This is a genomic window from Streptomyces spinosus (assembly GCF_020400655.1).
Lineage (GTDB): Bacteria > Actinomycetota > Actinomycetes > Streptomycetales > Streptomycetaceae > Streptomyces > Streptomyces argyrophylli.
This window is the reverse complement of sequence record NZ_JAINRC010000003.1, coordinates 26,081-42,722: the sequence shown is the minus strand read 5'-3', so window position 1 is coordinate 42,722 and position 16,642 is coordinate 26,081. Positions and strand designations below refer to the sequence as shown.

Sequence of the window (16,642 nt, the reverse complement as noted above, 5' to 3'; positions counted from 1 at the left end):
GCCGTGGCCGCCCTGGACGAAGCACACGCGCTGCTGCGCGAGTTCCCCGTGGTCGACGGGCACAACGACCTGCCCTGGGCGCTGCGCGAGCAGACCGGCTACGACCTGGACGCCCTGGACATCGCCGGTGACCGGCGCGAGCGGCTGCACACCGACCTGCCGCGGCTGCGCGCCGGCGGGGTCGGCGCCCAGTACTGGTCGGTGTACGTGCCGTGCGAGCAGCCGGACCCGGTCGCGGCGACGCTGGAGCAGATCGACTGCGTCCGGCAGCTGCTGGCCCGCTACCCGGCCGAGCTGGCGCCCGCGCTGACCGCCGCCGACATGGAGGAGGCGCGCGGGCAGGGCCGTATCGCCTCGCTCATGGGCGCCGAGGGCGGCCACTCCATCGCCAACTCGATGGGCACCCTGCGCGGTCTGTACGCGCTCGGCGTGCGCTACATGACGCTCACCCACAACGACAACGTGGACTGGGCCGACTCCGCGACCGACGAGCCGCGGGTGGGCGGGCTGTCGGCCTTCGGCCGCGAGGTCGTGGCGGAGATGAACCGCCTCGGCATGCTCGTCGACCTGTCCCATGTGGCGGCGACGACGATGCGGGACGCGCTGGACGCCACGTCCGCGCCGGTGATCTTCTCCCACTCCTCCTCGCGCGCGGTGTGCGACCACCCCCGCAACATCCCCGACGACGTCCTGGAACGCCTGCCCGCCAACGGCGGCGTGGCGATGGTGACGTTCGTGCCCAAGTTCGTGCTCCAGGCCGCCGTCGACTGGACGGCCGCCGCCGACGAGAACCTGCGCGCCCACGGTCTGCACCACCTGGACACCAGCCCCGAGGCGATGAAGATCCACCGGGCCTTCGAGGAGCGCAACCCGCGCCCGGTCGCCACGGTGTCCACGGTCGCCGACCACCTGGACCACATGCGCGAGGTCGCCGGCATCGACCACCTGGGCATCGGCGGCGACTACGACGGCACCGCGTTCACCCCGGACGGCCTGAACGACGTCTCCGGCTACCCGAACCTGCTCGCCGAACTGCTGGACCGCGGCTGGTCCAAGGCCGACCTGGCCAAGCTGACCTGGCAGAACGCGGTACGCGTGCTCGGCGCGGCGGAGGACGTCGCCCGGGACCTCCAGGCCACCCGCGCGCCGTCCCTCGCCACGATCGAGTCGCTGGACGGCACGCGCGACGGGAACTGACCGGGGTACGCGCGCCCGGCGAAGGCCCGGATCACCGAGCCGGGCCTTCCCGGGACGTCACGACCCTTCGTCGATCCGGCACAGGCAGAACGGATGCCCGGCCGGGTCGGCGTACACCTGGTAGTCCTTCGTCTCGCGGTCCTCCAGGTCCAGCGGGCGGGCGCCGAGCGCCAGCACCCGCTCGTGCGCCGCGTCGAGGTCCGCCCAGGTCGGCCCCGCGTCGAAGTCGAGGTGGAGCTGCTGGCCGTTGCGGTCCGCGCGCGGCCACTCCGGCGGGGTGTGTCCCTCGGCCCGCTGGAAGGCGATGCGGGGCCCGTCCGGCACCTGGAGCACGACCCAGTCGTCGTCCTCGGGCCGTGGGGTCCCTCCGGCGACCGCCGCGTAGAAGGCGGCCAGCGCGTGCGGATCGGGGCAGTCGAGAACGACGTTGCGGAAACGGGCCACGGACGCCATGGAATCCTCCTCCGGGACGGGTCAGCAGGCGCAGAGACAGAACGGGTGCCCCGCGGGGTCGGCGTAGACACGGAAGGTCCGCTCGCGGTCCGCCGTGTCCAGCGGCTTGGCGCCCAGCTCCAGCACGCCCTTCTCCGCCGCGTCCAGGTCCTCCACCACCAGGTCCAGGTGGAACTGCTGCGACCGGTCCGCGGCGGGCCACTCCGGCGGCACGAACCCCGGCGCCCGCTGGAAGGCCAGGGCCGTCCCGCCGGGCACCTTCAGGTCCACCCACGCGCTGTCCTCGGGGTCCTCCTCCACCGTGCCGCCCAGCACACCGGCGTAGAAACCGGCCAGCGCGTGCGGGTCGGGACAGTCCAGGACGACGATGTCGAGCTTGGCGAGAGCCATGACTACCTCCTCGGGGCGTTACCTGTAAGGACGGGTAACCAGTAACGGTTACTGCATGCTCCCCCATAGGGGGTAACGTCACAAGCATGAGCGAGAGATCGGCGGCCCCCGGCGGCCTGGCCCTGGTCGAGTCCCTGGTGAACACCCTGGACATCGAGGCGGGCACGGACGCGCTGGACACGCCGGAGGGCCGCGCCCGCCTCGGGATCACGGAGGACGGGCTGGCCGGGGCCCGGGAGCTGCGCGAGTCGCTGCGGGCCGCGCTGCTCGCGCACGCCGGGCACCCGCCCCACCGCCTGGTGACCCCGCTGGGCACCCTGCTGGCCCGGGCCCCGCTGCATGTCACCGTCGACGACCACGACGGCTCGGCCCGCCTCGCCCCGGCCGACGCCGGGCCGCTGCTGTCCCGGGTCGCCGCCGCCGTCGCCGAGGCGCTCGTCGCGGGCACCTGGGCCCGGCTCAAGGCGTGCGAGGCCGACACCTGCCACTGGGCGTACTACGACCGCAGCCCGGCCGGGCGCGGGCGCTGGTGCTCGATGCGGGTGTGCGGGGCGCGCGCGAAGATGCGCCGGTACCGGGCGAAGGGCGCGTGAACGGCGACGGTTTGGTGCAGAATGCGGACAGACGCCGGTTCGGCCGACTGAGCCTCGGCCGAACCGGCGTCGCCACCCGGGTCCCGGCGCGGGCCCTGTGCCCGGAGGGCGCCTACGCCTTGGGGCGGCCCATCGCGCGGTACGTCCAGCCGGCCCGGCGCCACAGCTCGGGGTCGAGGGTGTTGCGGCCGTCGAGGATCACCCGGGCCGCCGCCGCCTCGCCGAGCGCCACCGGGTCCAGCTCGCGGAACTCCCGCCACTCGGTCAGGTGCAGGACGACGTCGGCACCCCGGGCGGCCTCCAGCGCGGAACCGGCGTAGCCCAGGGTCGGGAAGACCTTGCGGGCGTTCTCCATGCCCTTCGGGTCGTACACGGTCACCTGGCCGCCCTGGAGGTGGATCTGGCCGGCCACGTTCAGCGCGGGCGAGTCGCGGACGTCGTCCGAGTCCGGCTTGAAGGTGGCGCCGAGCACCGCGACCCGCTTGCCGAGGAAGGACCCGCCGCCCAGCGCCTCCCGGGTCATCTCCACCATCTGGCCGCGCCGGCGCATGTTGATGGAGTCGATCTCGCGCAGGAACGTCAGCGCCTGGTCGGCGCCCAGCTCACCCGCCCGGGCCATGAACGCCCGGATGTCCTTGGGCAGGCAGCCACCGCCGAAGCCGATGCCGGCGCGCAGGAACTTGCGGCCGATCCGGTCGTCGTGGCCGATGGCCTCCGCGAGCTTCGCCACGTCACCGCCGGCGGCCTCGCACACCTCCGCCATCGCGTTGATGAACGAGATCTTGGTCGCGAGGAAGGAGTTCGCGGCCGTCTTGACCAGTTCGGCGGTCGGGAAGTCGGTGACCACGAACGGGGTGCCCTCGCCGACCGGGCCGGCGTACACCTCGCGCAGCAGCTTCTCCGCGCGCTCGCTGCGCACGCCGACGACGATCCGGTCCGGGTGCAGGGTGTCCTGGACGGCGAAGCCCTCGCGCAGGAACTCCGGGTTCCAGGCCAGCTCGGCGTCGCCGCCCGCCGGGGCGTGCTCGGCCAGGTAGGCGGCCAGCCGGTCGGCGGAGCCCACCGGCACGGTCGACTTGCCGACGACGAGGGCCGGGCCGCGCAGGTGCGGGGCGAGGGAGGCCACGGCGGAGTCGACGTAGCTCATGTCGCAGGCGTACTCGCCGTGCTTCTGCGGGGTGTTCACGCACACGAAGTGCACATCGCCGAAGGCGCCGACCTCGGCCCAGTCCGTGGTGAACCGCAGCCGCCCGGTGGACCCCTCGATCCCGGCCACGTGGCGGCGCAGCAGCTCCTCGAGCCCCGGCTCGTACATCGGGGTCTCGCCGCGCTCCAGCATGGCGATCTTCTCGGGTACGACGTCCAGGCCCAGCACCTCGAAGCCCAGTTCGGCCATGGCCGCGGCGTGCGTGGCGCCGAGGTAGCCGGTGCCGATCACGGTGATCTTCAGGCTCATGGGGTGCGCTCCAGCTCCGGTCCGTCGGTCCTGCTCGGTCATGCGGTGCCTGAGCATAGTCGGGCCGCCCCGCGGGCAATTTCCCCGCTGTCACCAAGCTCACGTAGGCGGGGTCACACGGTGGCTCTAAAATTCAGTTACTTAACGGTAATTAGCGTCAGTATCACTGCGTCTTTGGAGCGTGAGAGACCGTGGCCGGATCGGCTGACTTCGACCTGTACCGCCCGTCCGAGGAGCACGACATGCTCCGGGACGCCGTCCGTTCCCTGGTCGAGGCGAAGATCGCGCCGTACGCCGCGGCGGTGGACGAGGAGGCCCGCTTCCCGCAGGAGGCCCTCGACGCCCTGGTGGCCAACGACCTGCACGCCGTGCACGTCCCCGAGGAGTTCGGCGGCGCCGGCGCCGACGCGCTCGCCACGGTCATCGTGATCGAGGAAGTGGCCCGCGCCTGCGTCTCCTCCTCTCTCATCCCCGCCGTGAACAAGCTGGGCTCGCTCCCGGTGATCCTCTCCGGCGGCGAGGAGCTGAAGAAGAAGTACCTGACGCCGCTCGCCAAGGGCGACGCCATGTTCTCGTACTGCCTGTCCGAGCCGGAGGCCGGCTCGGACGCGGCCGGCATGAAGACCAAGGCGGTCCGCGACGGCGACCACTGGGTGCTCAACGGCGTGAAGCGCTGGATCACCAACGCGGGCGTCTCCGAGTACTACACGGTGATGGCCGTGACGGACCCCTCGAAGCGCTCGAAGGGCATCTCCGCCTTCGTCGTGGAGAAGTCGGACGAGGGCGTCTCCTTCGGCGCCCCGGAGAAGAAGCTCGGCATCAAGGGCTCCCCGACCCGCGAGGTCTACTTCGACAACGTCCGCATCCCCGCCGACCGCATGATCGGCGAGGAGGGCACCGGCTTCATGACGGCCATGAAGACCCTGGACCACACCCGCATCACCATCGCCGCCCAGGCCCTCGGCTGCGCTCAGGGCGCCCTCGACTACGCCAAGGGGTACGTCCAGGAGCGCAAGCAGTTCGGCAAGCCGATCGCCGACTTCCAGGGCATCCAGTTCATGCTCGCCGACATGTCCATGAAGATCTCGGCGGCACGCGCGCTCACCTACCAGGCCGCCGCCGCCTCCGAGCGCGGCGACGCCGACCTCACCTACCTGGGTGCCGCCGCCAAGTGCTTCGCCTCCGACGTCGCCATGGAGGTCACCACCGACGCCGTCCAGCTCCTCGGCGGCTACGGCTACACCCGTGATTACCCGGTGGAGCGCATGATGCGGGACGCCAAGATCACGCAGATTTACGAGGGCACGAACCAGGTCCAGCGCATCGTCATGGCCCGCAACCTGCCGTGATCCGACATGCGGGACACCGCTCCCCGGCGTAGTACGGAAGCACACGGGACCCCTCCCGGGTCCCACCTGCCTCCGTGGAGGAGCCATGACCCAGTCCCAGTCCGGAATAATGCCTGCCCTCACGCAGCAGATGCAGGACTGCATCGACGCCTGCATGAACTGCCACAACATGTGCGAGGAGGCCATGAGCTCCTGCATGCAGCAGGGCGGCCAGGCGCAGATGCAGATCATGCGCGCGCTCATGGACTGCTCCGAGACGACCCGCATGTGCGCCGACATGATGATGCGGCGCTCGCCCATGGCCGGCGAGATGTGCGCCGTCTGCGCGCGGGCCTGTGACATGTGCGCCGAGGCGTGTATGTCCATGCCGGACGACCAGACGATGATGCGCTGCGCCGAGGCGTGTCGCCGCTGCGCGGAGACCTGCCGGGCGATGGCGGGCGCCAGCATGTGAGCCCACCCCGGCACGGCCGAGGGCACCCCGCGGGGTGCCCTCGAACCGGTGCGTGACGGCCTCAGTTGCCCGAGACGGTGACCTTCTCGCCGTTGTTCAGCTCGTCGACCAGGGTCTTCACCTTCGCCTTGTCCCAGACGAGGTTGCCGCCCACGGAGCCGGAGATCGGCATGTTCATCGAGGTGCCGTCACCGCCGCTGACGCCCTTCATCGCCCAGAACATCGAGCCCAGGTCCCACAGCGACATGTCCTTGTCCACGATCAGGGAGTCCAGGCCCGCGCCCATGGTCGGGTAGAACTTGAACGGGTTGAGGATCGTCGAGGGGGTCGCCACCTGGTGGGCCAGGGCGGCCAGGAACTTCTGCTGGTTCTTGGTGCGCTGGAGGTCGGACGCGGCGAACGCGTGCCGGGTACGGACGAAGGCGAGCGCCTGCTGGCCGTTCAGGGTCTGCTTGCCGGCCTTGAAGTCGGCGCCCGACCACTTGTCCTTGAAGCCCTTGTCGATGGTGATGTCGACGCCGCCCACCGCGTCCACGATGCCGGCGAAGCCCTGGAAGCCGATCTCGACGTAGTGGTCGATGCGCAGACCGGTGTTGGCCTCGATCGTGCGGACCAGCAGCGTCGGCCCGTCCTCGGCGTAGGTGGCGTTCAGCTTCGTGTGCCGTCCCTGCGCCGGGTAGGTCTTCCCGGACGTCGAGCCCTGGTACGACGGGACCACCACGTCCGAGTCACGGGGCAGCGAGATCAGCGTGTCGCCGTTGCCGCCGACATGCAGGATCATCATCGAGTCCGTGCGCTTGCCCTCGGCGCCGCCCGTGTGCAGCTTCTTCTCGTCCTCCTTGGACATGCCCTCACGGCTGTCCGAGCCGACGATCAGGTAGTTCGTGCCGTCGCCGCCGTCGGGCCGGTCGATGACCTTCGACAGGTCGACCTCGCGGCGCAGCTTGGAGTCGGCCCAGAAGTAGGTCGCGATCGAGGTGACGACCAGCACGGTCGCCAGGGTGATCGCCGTCCACTTGATGCGGCGCCGCCAGTTCGGCGCGGGGCGCGGTGCCCGGGTGGGCGCCCCCGCAGTGCCGCCCGGGCCCCGGCCGCCGGAGCCGCCGTAGACCTGGCCGGTGTTGTAGCCGCTGTCGTAGTCGCCGTAGCCGGCGCCCTCCTCGTGCCCCTGGCCGTCGACGTACGACGGCTGTCGCGGCACACCGGCCCCGTGCGGCGGCGCCGCCGGGCCCGGGTCGCCGTACGCCGAGCGCGGTCCGGGCGGTACCGCCGGGCCGCGCCGCACCTGACGCATCACGCGGGCCCCCTCCGGCTGTGCGCCGGCACTGCCGCGTCCGTAGCGCGGGCCGCGGTTGTCGTCGGACCATCCCTCGGGCCAGTCATTCATGCGCCCCAGTGTGCAGGGCCCGGCCATGTGCTCGACAAGGGATGTGGGGAAATCAGGGCCCCGCTGTTGCGAACCCGACACAAAGTCCGCGAATGAGGCTTCGGCATAAGGTAGGGGGCATGACAGACCAGGCCACGGACACGGATCCGGCGATGGAACCGGATATCCCGGGCAAGCCCACGTCCGCCTCGCGCACCACCCTCAGCCACATCATGACCCACAACGACACCAACCTGCTGGGGACCGTGCACGGTGGCGTGATCATGAAGCTCGTCGACGACGCGGCGGGCGCCGTGGCCGGCCGGCACTCCGGCGGCCCCGCCGTCACCGCCTCCATGGACGAGATGGTGTTCCTCGAGCCGGTCCGCGTCGGCGACCTGGTCCACGTCAAGGCGCAGGTGAACTGGACCGGCCGGACCTCGATGGAGATCGGCGTCCGGGTCCTCGCCGAGCGCTGGAACGAGTCGGACCCGGCCACCCAGGTGGGCTCCGCCTACCTGGTCTTCACGGCCGTCGACGCCGACGGCAAGCCGCGCCGGGTGCCGCCGGTGATACCGGAGACCGACCGCGACCGCCGCCGCTGCCAGGAGGCCCAGATCCGCCGCACCCACCGCCTGGCCCGCCGCCGGGCGATCAGGGAGCTGCGCGAGAAGCGCGCCGCGGAGGGCTTCGAGGACTGATCCGCGAACCGGTCCGGGGGACTGGTCCGGGGGCGGACCGGGTCAGGACGCGGGAGCCGGCCTCAGCACGTCACCTCGTTGCCCCGCACGACACCCTGCTCCGGCTGTGCCGGGTCGTCGAACCGCACCTTCCGCACGTGCGTGAACTCCGACCCGGCCGTCACCTTCAGCAGCGGTCCCTGGCCCGGCACGGCCCGCAGCTCGCTGCCCGGCAGCGCCGCGGCCAGGGAACGGGCGGAGCGGTCCCAGCGGGGGTCGTAGAAGACGAGCGTGCGCGCCACCCGGGCGGGCGCGGTCACCGGCCGGTGGGTGGTGGCGAAGCCGGTCGCCGCGAGCTCCGCGTCGACCCGCTTGGCCAGCCCCGCCGTGCCGCTGCCGTTCGCCACCTGGACCCGGATCGTGTCCGGGGACACCTCCACCGGCACCGGAGCGCGCGCCGGGTCACGGCGCGGCTGCTCCCCGGCGAGCGGCTTGTCGTCGCGCAGCGCCCCGAACAGCTGCTCCGCCCTGGCCGGGTCCCACTTCAGGGTCGAACCGATGCCCTTGACCGGGTAGTCCATCCGGCCGATCGGGACGGTGGTGAACTCCGACGAGGACGGCGAGAAGTTCCGCATCGCGCGGCCCAGGTCGAGCAGTTCGTCGGTGCCGAAGCCCGCGTCGGCGCGGACCGAGCCGAGCACCGCCCGGGTCACGTCCCGGAACCGCATCGGGTTCAGCAGCACCCCGGAGGAGGTCGCCTTGTCCAGCAGGGCGGCCAGGAACCGCTGCTGCCGCTTCATCCGGCCCAGGTCGCTGGCCCCGTCCACGTGCCGGGCCCGTACGTACTGCAGCGCCTGCCCGCCCCGCAGGGTGTAGGTGCCGGGCGCGAGGTCGAGTCCGGTGTACCGGTCCTTCAGCGGTGTCGGCGTGCACACCTTGACTCCGCCGAGCACGTCCACGGTCTTCATGAAGCTGGTGAAGTCGACCTCCAGATAGTGGTCGATCTTCACATGGGTCATGCTCTCGACCGTGCGGATGGTCAGCTGGGGGCCGCCCTCGGCGTAGGCCGCGTTGAGCCTGACCGGGTGCGGGCCGTGCCGCTGCCCGGTGTTCTGGTCGACGTGCGCGGGCGTCTCGGCGTAGGAGTCGCGCGGCAGGCTCACCACGGTGGCCCGCTCCCGGTCCTCCGCGATGTGCACGATCATCATGGTGTCGGTGCAGTGGCAGGGGGCGCCGCCCAGCCGGTAGGCCCGCCGGTCCGCCTCGCTGAGCTTGTCGCGGCCGTCGGTGCCGACCAGCAGGACGTTCATGCCGTGCCCGGCCCGGGGCCGGTTCTTCATGTCCTTGAAGGCGTCGACCCGGGCGATGCCCGCGTCCAGGCTGGCGACCACCGCGTGCCCGATCCCGGCGGAGGCGAGCACCACGACCGACAGCGTGGTGACCGCCCGCATCGCCCAGCGGGGCCGCCGCGGCGGCCGGACCGGCCGTACCCGCCGCTCGGGCGGGCGCGGCACCCGGCGGGGTGGCCGCGGGCGGCGCTGCGGGCTGGGAGCCCCTCCCACGCTTCTGGGGGTGGAGGAGGGGGACCGGGGCGGGCTGGGCAAGGGGGACACCTCCGGACGAGGCCGTACGTGGGATCCGTGAGCACAGTAGGCCGATACGATCTCCAGCCCGCGCCGCAGGACCGGCGGCGCGCACCCGTATCCCCCGTTCGCGGTAACGTGAGGCCCCTATGAACGCCAAGCCCGACGTGCGGCTCCCCGCAGTGTCCGTGATCATGCCCGTCCTCAACGAGGAGCGGCATCTGCGCGGGGCCGTCCAAGCGATCCTCGCGCAGGAGTACGCCGGCGAGATGGAGGTCGTGATCGCCCTCGGTCCGTCCACGGACCGCACGGACGAGATCGCCGCCGAGCTGGTCGCCGAAGACCCGCGCGTGCACACCGTCCCGAACCCCACCGGCCGCACGCCCGCGGCGCTGAACGCGGCGATCAAGGCCTCCCGGCACCCGATCGTGGTCCGCGTCGACGGCCACGGCATGCTCTCGCCGAACTACATCGCGACCGCCGTGCGGCTCCTGGAGGAGACCGGCGCGCAGAACGTCGGCGGCATCATGCACGCCGAGGGCGAGACCGACTGGGAGCACGCGGTGGCCGCCGCGATGACCTCGAAGATCGGCGTCGGCAACGCGGCGTTCCACACCGGCGGCCAGGCCGGCCCCGCCGAGACGGTCTACCTCGGCGTCTTCCGCCGCGAGGCACTGGAGCAGCAGGGCGGCTACAACGAGGAGTTCATCCGCGCCCAGGACTGGGAGCTGAACTTCCGCATCCGTGAGGCCGGCGGGCTCATCTGGTTCTCGCCCGAGCTGAGGGTGTCGTACCGGCCGCGGCCGTCGGTGCGGGCGCTGGCCAAGCAGTACAAGGACTACGGCCGCTGGCGGCACGTCGTCGCCCGCTACCACTCCGGCTCGATCAACCTGCGCTACCTGGCGCCGCCCACGGCGGTGTGCGCGATAGCCGCCGGCCTGGTCGTCGGCGCCGCGCTGACCCCGTGGGGCTTCGTCGTCCCCGGCGGCTACCTGGCCGCGATCGTCGCGGGCTCCCTCCCGGCCGGCGGCGGGCTGCCCCTGAAGGCCCGGCTGCAGATCCCCGTGGCCCTCGCCACCATGCACATGTCGTGGGGCTGGGGCTTCCTGACCAGCCCGAAGTCCCTGGCGAAGAGGGTCATCGCCTCCCGGCGGCCCGCCGTCGTGGACGCCACCGTCTGACGCACACACGAAGGGCCCCTCCCCGCGCGGGGAGGGGCCCTTCGTGTGCCCGGGCGTGACTACCACTGATAGGGGCCGTACACGTCCATGCAGTCCCCCTTGTCCGAGGCGTTGACGGCGTCCGTGCCCTCGGGCAGGTCGCCCGCCTTCGGCGCGGACTGCTTGGGGTAGCCGCTGCCCGAGCGCCAGTCCGCGCCGACGACGACGGTGACCCCCGACACGTCGGTCGACTTCTTGACCGCGCTCATCGGGATGCCCAGCGCCTTGGCCACTGCCTGGGCGTCACCCTCCAGGTCCGCGCTCGGGTACCGCACGACCGTCTTGTCCTCGGCCAGGCTCCCCGAGGTGTCGGCCTGCGCCCGCGTGTACCCCTTCTGCACGAGCACCTGGCCGATCGCCGACGCGCGCTGCCGCACCGGGGCCTCGGTGCCGGTACGGGTGGCGTTCTGCACCAGCACCCCGAGCCGGCCCGGGTCGAGCGAGGGCTTCCTGGCCGGCTCGTCCTCACCCGCGTTCTTCTTCGGCCCGGACTCCCCGCCGTTCTTGTCGAGCGGCACGTCGTCCTGGAGCATCCGCCACACCTGGGCGGCCTTGTCGGCGTCGGGTACGACGTGGTTGTCCGGGTCGTGTGGGTCGGGGATGTTGGGCATCGTCAGGCTGGTGACGCGGTCGGTCGGGACCGACTTCATCTCCATGCCCAGGTCGTACAGCTTCTTGACGGTGCCGATCTCCTCCGAGACCTTGAGGGACTTGGTGGCCGCGTCGGCCAGGTCCATCAGCCGGCCGGTGTCGGTGAACACGTTCTGCTGCTTCAGCGTGCGGACCATCGAGTTCAGGTACATGTGCTGGGCGCGGGCCCGCATCAGGTCGCTGCCCCAGGCGTGCCGGGTGCGCAGCCACTGGAGCGCCTTCTCGCCCTTCACCTTGTGCGAGCCCTTGGTCAGCTTCAGGCCGGAGCCGCCGCGCTGACTGGGCGTCGAGTGGTCCCAGACGTTCTGCTTCACGCACACCTCGACGCCCCCGATGGCGTCCGCCATCCGCACCACGCCCGCGAAGTCGATCGTCATCCAGTGGTCGATGTAGACCCCGGTGAGGTTCTCCCAGGTGAGCAGGGTGCAGCCGGCCCCGCCGCGGGCCAGGCTGACGTTGATGATGTCGTTCGTCGCCGGGTAGACGTGGTCGGTCTTGGGGTCCGTGCACTCGGGGATGTCCACCCGGGTGTCCCGCGGGATGCTCACCATGGCGGCGCTCTTGCGGTCCGCCGAGAGGTGGATGAGCATCTGTACGTCACCGAGCGGCGGGTCGCCGACGTGGTCCTTGCTGCCGCCGAGCTTCAGGTTCTCCTTGGAGTTCCGGCTGTCGGAGCCGATCAGCAGGATGTTCAGCGGGGTCTGGCCGGCCGCGTTCGGGCGGGTCCGGTGGGCCTTGGAGTCGTCGCCGTTGGCCCGTTTGCCCTTCTGGATGTTGCTGTTGAGATGCTGGTAGTAGAGGTATCCGGCACCGGCCGTGCCGAGTATCACCACCGCCAGCACGGTGGCCGACCAGCGCAGCACGCGCCGTCTGCGCCGCCGCGCGGTCTTCGGCCCGCCCGCCCGCCGCCCGCCGCCGCGCCCGCCGCCGTGCCGGCGTGAACGCGCCGGCGTGTCCGAGTTCTTCGGCGCGAGCGACTTCGTGTCCTCGACCGCCGGAGCCTCCCCGCGCACCTCGCTCTGCGCCAAACTCCCTGCCCTCCCCACCCTTGCGCCAAGCAACGGGCCCGTCCCGCGTCCGGTTAGACGCTTGACGGGCCCATAGGGTTACCTACGCGGCGCACTTCACCTTGTCTGCCGTCGACTTGTCGACGTCCGGAGCCTTCGTCGGCGCCGTGAGGGAGACCCCCGCCCCCTTGAAGTCCTTGCCCAGGGTCAGCGTCATCGCCGGCAGCCCCTGGGAGTTGGTCACGCTCTCGCCCGGCTTCAGCGCGGCACCGGACAGGCCCATGATCGCGGCCAGCCGGCGGGCCTGGGCCGCCTGGTCGGGCGCGTACTCCAGCGTGGTTTTGGCCAACTGGTCAGGCGCGTTGCCCGCGTTCTCCGACTTGGTCACGCCCTCGTCGTTCTGCAGCCAGTTGAGCACCGCCTGGGCGCTGCCGGCCTGCGCCCCGCCGTTGAGGATGCGCACCCGCACCTCGGAGGCGGGCGCCTTGGTGCCCTTGAGCCGGGCGGCCTGCGCGTCCTTCGCCGCCTTCTCCTGCTTCTTCACGTCGGTGAAGGAGACGTCGTTCCGGATGGCGTCGAAGACCGCCGGGGCCTTCGCGTCGTTGAGCACGACCGTGGCGTGGACCTTCTCCGCCGGGTTGTCCACCACGGGCACCGTGGTGAAGGCCAGGTTCTTTGGGTTGAGCTTGCCCAGCTCCAGACCCAGGTCCTTGAGCTTGCCGATGCTCTTGAGCTTGTCGTCGACGGTGAGGGCCTTGGTGCCCGCCTCCGCCAGCTTCACCATCTTCGTCGGGCTGGTGAGCGTGTCGTTGCCCTTCAGCTTGCGCATCAGCGCGCCCAGGAACTGCTGCTGGAGCCCGATCCGGCTCAGGTCGCCGCCGAAGCCGACGGAGTGCCGGGTGCGCACGAACGCCAGTGCCTGCTCGCCGGAGATCTTGTGCGTGCCCTTGGACAGCTTCAGGTGCGACTTGGGGTCGTCGATGTCCTTGGCCAGACAGACGTCGACACCGTCGACCGCCTCGGTCAGCGTCTTGACCGCGTTGAAGTCGGCGACCATGAAGTCGTCCGGCTTGATCCCGGTCAGCTCGGTCACCGTGCGCATGGTGCAGCTGGGCGTACGGTCGTCCTGGCCGAGGCTCGTGTTGAAGCGGACGCCTTGCGAGCCCGGGATGACCTTCTGGGTGCCGTCCTCCTGCTCGGTCGGGCAGTCCGGGACGTTCACGATCAGGTCGCGCGGGATGCTCAGCGCGGTGGCGTTGGAGCGGTCCTTGGAGACGTGCAGCAGGATCGTGGTGTCGGCGTGCCCGACGCTGCCCGAGTCGCCGTAGCCCTCGTTGCCCGCGCCCGTGCGCTTGTCCGTGCCGATCAGCAGGATGTTGATCGCCTCGTCCTTGCGGAAGCCGCCGGTGCTGGCGCCGTCGTCGGACACGGACGTGATGTTGTCGTTCAGGTGCTTGATGTAGAGGTAGCCGGCGGCCGACACGGCGACCAGCACGAAGGCCATGGACCCGCCGGTCCACAGCAGCACCTTCTTCGCCGTCGACTTCTTCTTCACCGGCCGCCGGGAGGCGCGCCTGCCCTGCGGTGCCTCCGGCTCGGCGCCCCGGCGCCGGGCCGAGCGCGGGGCCGGCACGTTGGTGCCGCGGGTCCGGGGCGTCTGCGGAGTCTCGCCGGGCGTCTGCCGCGCACGGCCACCCTGCGCGTCACCGTCGTCCGGGGGAGACGGTCTGCGCGGTCCGGGAACCGGTGACTGCGCTGCGGAAGGACTCAGTCGCAGTTCGTATTCGCCGGTGTTCGGATTGAGTACCCACTGGTCTGCGGGGTCGATGTTCTCCGCCCGCCCACGGCCTTGCGCGTCCACGGTTGTCCGAATCCTCCGTCGGGGCCACGCGGCGCCTTCCCCCTGCAAGGCGCTCGGGTCTCGGTGAAACAGTGCATGACCCCGACTAAGCCCGTCGGACCTCGCGGCCAGGTGCACCGGATCGCTCACACTATCCGCCCAGTTCAGTGTCGAGCGACGCTGGTGACAAATTCGACATGCCTACAACCGGGCAATCCCCCTCATTTTCTGAACGGATTTTCCGAACGACGGTTCACCACCCCGGTGCGCGGCTCACTCACAGGTCTGTTCGGCGGCGGTCCTCCCGCGGAACGTCGGGGCGGGCGAAGGGCCGTCCGCCGCGCCCGACCCCGTGTCCTGGTCAGGAATTCCCTGTGCGTTCTCCTGCGTCACCACCACCGGCTGGTCGGCCCGCAGCCGGGCGAACAGCGCCTCGGCCTCCGGCTCCACGAGCTGATCGCGGTTGGCGTCGTAGACGTACGACTCCCTCGGCACCGTCAGGAACTGGACACGTGCGACGGGGATGTCACGCAACCCGCGGACCAACTGGTACAAACCGCGCAGACTCGCCAGTTCCGGATCGGTGGTCAGCGAGGAGGTCGCCGCGTCCAGCACCGGATACAGCTTCACCGGGTTCAGCAGGACGTCACTGCTGCGCACCTTGTTGACGAGCGAGCCGAGGAACCGCTGCTGCCGCTCCATGCGCTCGGTGTCGCTGCCGTTCCCCAGCGACTTGCGGGCGCGCACGAACCCGAGCGCCTGCTCCCCGTCCAGCCTGACCTTCCCCGCGGGCAGCTTCAGCTTCGCCGCCTTGTCGTCCACGGGCTCCTTCAGGCACACCTCCACGCCGTCGACGGCGTCCACCATCTCCTTGAACCCGGCGAAGTCCAGGACCATGTGGTGGTCGATCCGGATGCCGGTCAGCTTCTCGACGGTCCGGATGGTGCACGCCGAACCGCCCACCTGGAAAGCGTGGTTGAACATCGCGAACACCGGGTCGCTGCGCCTTCCGTCCTCCTGGCCGCACGCAGGGATGTCCACCATCAGGTCCCGGGGCAGTGAGACGGCGGTGGCGCTGTGCCGGTCGGCGGCCAGGTGCAGCAGGATCGTGGTGTCCGACCGCTCGGTTCCGGCGTCCTTCCCGTACTTGCCGTTGCCGTCCCCGGCCCGGGTGTCGGACCCGATCAGCAGGATGTTCTGCGCGTCCCGCACCAGCGCGGTGGGGCGCTCCCGCTCGTACCGGGCCAGTTCGGCCGCGGCGGCCTCGTCGGCGGTGATGTTGGCGCTGAGCCTGGCGTAGACGGCCCAGCCGGCACCGGCGGCCACGACGAGGAGTACGGCCGCCCCCAGCGCGGAGTTCCGCCCCCACCGCCGCCGGCGCCGTACCAGCCCGTCCCCGGTCGCGGAGGCCCCCGCCCCGGGACCGACGGGCTTGCCTGCGGTGTCGGTCACGGTAGGGCCATCCCCTCATGGCGTACGAGCGTCGCGTCCTGCACTTACGACGATGGCGGGGAGGGGGAGACGGAGGCGCCCTTTGCTACTCCACTCGGGTGACGTCTAGCGCCTTACCGCGGTCACCCTCTCGCTCTCCACCCGCTTGGCGAGCGCCTCCTCGTCCAGCCGGTCCAGGTTCCGGCACAGCACCACCGACCCCCCGACGGCCAGCGGCGAGAACAGCCCCGCGGCCAGCCCCTCCCAGGTGTCGTACGGCAGCCCCGACAGCAACCGGGACCCGGGGCCCGTGAGCCCGAGCGCCTCCGCTTCGGAAGCGGCCCGCTCGACGACCTCCGCCCCGCTGGACTCGCGCCCGGCGACGATGAGCGCAGGCCCCTCCGGATCCACCGGAGCGAACGGGGCGAACCGGTCGCCCTGGCCCGGGACTTCCACGGCGTAGTCGATGAACCCGGGCGGAGTCTGCGGGAAGCGTCCGCCCAACGGCCGCAGCGCCAGCGCCACTCGCTCGCCGGTGCAGGCGCGCGCCGCCTCGAGCGAGTCCGGTCCGCTCACGACGACGTCGGCCGCCGCCGGGTCCCCGGCGACGTCCGCGACCGCGCCCACCGACGAGCAGGCCAGCAGCCACACCGCCGTCTGCCAGTGCGCGGGCAGCAGCAGCGCGACCCGGTCACCGGGCCCGGCGGCGAGGTCGCCCTGGAGGAGGTTGGCGGTCTTGGCCACCCAGTTGGCGAAGGTGGCCACGGACAGTTCGACGCGCTCGCCCGTGGCGTCGTCGTAGAAGGTCACCAGCGGGCGGCCGGGATCCGCGGCGAGGGCGGAAGTCAGCAGGTCGGCAGGGGTGCGATCGGTGGCGTTCACCCGGGACAGGGTACGCGCGGGCGGGGGTGCGCGGCGGGCGGCGGGGCCACCGGTTCGGCGGAACGCCTCCCGACGGGCCGTCAGTTCACG

Annotated in this window: 15 protein-coding genes; 6 read left to right on the top strand and 9 right to left on the bottom strand. The window is 71.5% G+C overall.

Annotated features, from left to right (window positions below):
• Positions 1-3 precede the first annotated feature (3 nt).
• On the top strand, positions 4-1,197 hold the full coding sequence (locus LG395_RS07080; protein ID WP_171159972.1) for a dipeptidase: 1,194 nt from the start codon (positions 4-6) through the stop codon (positions 1,195-1,197).
• A 57-nt stretch (positions 1,198-1,254) separates the two neighbouring features.
• On the opposite strand, the gene LG395_RS07075 is transcribed toward LG395_RS07080, so the two are convergent.
• Together LG395_RS07075 and LG395_RS07070 are read right to left on the bottom strand one after the other, a co-directional pair.
• Positions 1,255-1,650: a VOC family protein gene (locus LG395_RS07075; RefSeq protein ID WP_171155645.1), complete on the bottom strand. Its 396-nt coding sequence runs from the start codon at positions 1,648-1,650 to the stop codon at positions 1,255-1,257.
• 21 nt (positions 1,651-1,671) lie between these two features.
• Positions 1,672-2,040: a VOC family protein gene (locus LG395_RS07070; protein ID WP_171155647.1), complete on the bottom strand. Its 369-nt coding sequence runs from the start codon at positions 2,038-2,040 to the stop codon at positions 1,672-1,674.
• An 86-nt stretch (positions 2,041-2,126) separates the two neighbouring features.
• On the opposite strand from LG395_RS07070, the gene LG395_RS07065 reads away from it, so the two are divergent.
• Positions 2,127-2,633: a CGNR zinc finger domain-containing protein gene (locus LG395_RS07065; RefSeq protein ID WP_225808822.1), complete on the top strand. Its 507-nt coding sequence runs from the start codon at positions 2,127-2,129 to the stop codon at positions 2,631-2,633.
• A gap of 112 nt (positions 2,634-2,745) precedes the next feature.
• Here LG395_RS07065 and LG395_RS07060 read toward each other — a convergent pair whose 3' ends face one another.
• On the bottom strand, positions 2,746-4,089 hold the full coding sequence (locus tag LG395_RS07060) for a UDP-glucose dehydrogenase family protein (RefSeq protein WP_171155650.1): 1,344 nt from the start codon (positions 4,087-4,089) through the stop codon (positions 2,746-2,748).
• Positions 4,090-4,280: 191 nt separating this feature from the next.
• Here LG395_RS07060 and LG395_RS07055 point away from each other — a divergent pair, with 191 nt between their 5' ends.
• Together LG395_RS07055 and LG395_RS07050 are read left to right on the top strand one after the other, a co-directional pair.
• The gene (locus tag LG395_RS07055) at positions 4,281-5,438 is read left to right on the top strand and encodes an acyl-CoA dehydrogenase (protein ID WP_268744300.1); all 1,158 of its coding nucleotides are present in this window, start codon (positions 4,281-4,283) and stop codon (positions 5,436-5,438) included.
• A gap of 85 nt (positions 5,439-5,523) precedes the next feature.
• Entirely contained in the window at positions 5,524-5,892 is a 369-nt protein-coding gene (locus LG395_RS07050; protein WP_225808821.1) for a four-helix bundle copper-binding protein, read from the top strand.
• A gap of 61 nt (positions 5,893-5,953) precedes the next feature.
• Here LG395_RS07050 and LG395_RS07045 read toward each other — a convergent pair whose 3' ends face one another.
• On the bottom strand, positions 5,954-7,279 hold the full coding sequence (locus LG395_RS07045; RefSeq protein ID WP_171155654.1) for an LCP family protein: 1,326 nt from the start codon (positions 7,277-7,279) through the stop codon (positions 5,954-5,956).
• Between the two features lie 119 nt (positions 7,280-7,398).
• Between LG395_RS07045 and LG395_RS07040 the strand changes: the two genes are divergently transcribed.
• Positions 7,399-7,959: an acyl-CoA thioesterase gene (locus tag LG395_RS07040; protein WP_225808820.1), complete on the top strand. Its 561-nt coding sequence runs from the start codon at positions 7,399-7,401 to the stop codon at positions 7,957-7,959.
• A 62-nt stretch (positions 7,960-8,021) separates the two neighbouring features.
• On the opposite strand, the gene LG395_RS07035 is transcribed toward LG395_RS07040, so the two are convergent.
• The gene (locus LG395_RS07035; RefSeq protein ID WP_443743008.1) at positions 8,022-9,542 is read right to left on the bottom strand and encodes an LCP family protein; all 1,521 of its coding nucleotides are present in this window, start codon (positions 9,540-9,542) and stop codon (positions 8,022-8,024) included.
• A 128-nt stretch (positions 9,543-9,670) separates the two neighbouring features.
• Between LG395_RS07035 and LG395_RS07030 the strand changes: the two genes are divergently transcribed.
• Positions 9,671-10,702 (top strand): glycosyltransferase family 2 protein, encoded by a 1,032-nt coding sequence (locus LG395_RS07030; RefSeq protein ID WP_171155657.1) that lies wholly within the window; start codon positions 9,671-9,673, stop codon positions 10,700-10,702.
• Between the two features lie 59 nt (positions 10,703-10,761).
• Here LG395_RS07030 and LG395_RS07025 read toward each other — a convergent pair whose 3' ends face one another.
• From LG395_RS07025 to LG395_RS07010, 4 genes are all read right to left on the bottom strand, one after another.
• Positions 10,762-12,420 carry an LCP family protein gene (locus tag LG395_RS07025; RefSeq protein WP_225808819.1) on the bottom strand — a complete coding sequence of 553 codons (1,659 nt, stop codon included), beginning with the start codon at positions 12,418-12,420 and terminating at the stop codon, positions 10,762-10,764.
• 82 nt (positions 12,421-12,502) lie between these two features.
• Entirely contained in the window at positions 12,503-14,260 is a 1,758-nt protein-coding gene (locus LG395_RS07020; protein WP_225808818.1) for an LCP family glycopolymer transferase, read from the bottom strand.
• 252 nt (positions 14,261-14,512) lie between these two features.
• On the bottom strand, positions 14,513-15,691 hold the full coding sequence (locus LG395_RS07015; protein WP_225808817.1) for an LCP family protein: 1,179 nt from the start codon (positions 15,689-15,691) through the stop codon (positions 14,513-14,515).
• Between the two features lie 105 nt (positions 15,692-15,796).
• On the bottom strand, positions 15,797-16,552 hold the full coding sequence (locus tag LG395_RS07010; protein ID WP_225808816.1) for a TIGR03089 family protein: 756 nt from the start codon (positions 16,550-16,552) through the stop codon (positions 15,797-15,799).
• Positions 16,553-16,642 lie beyond the last annotated feature (90 nt).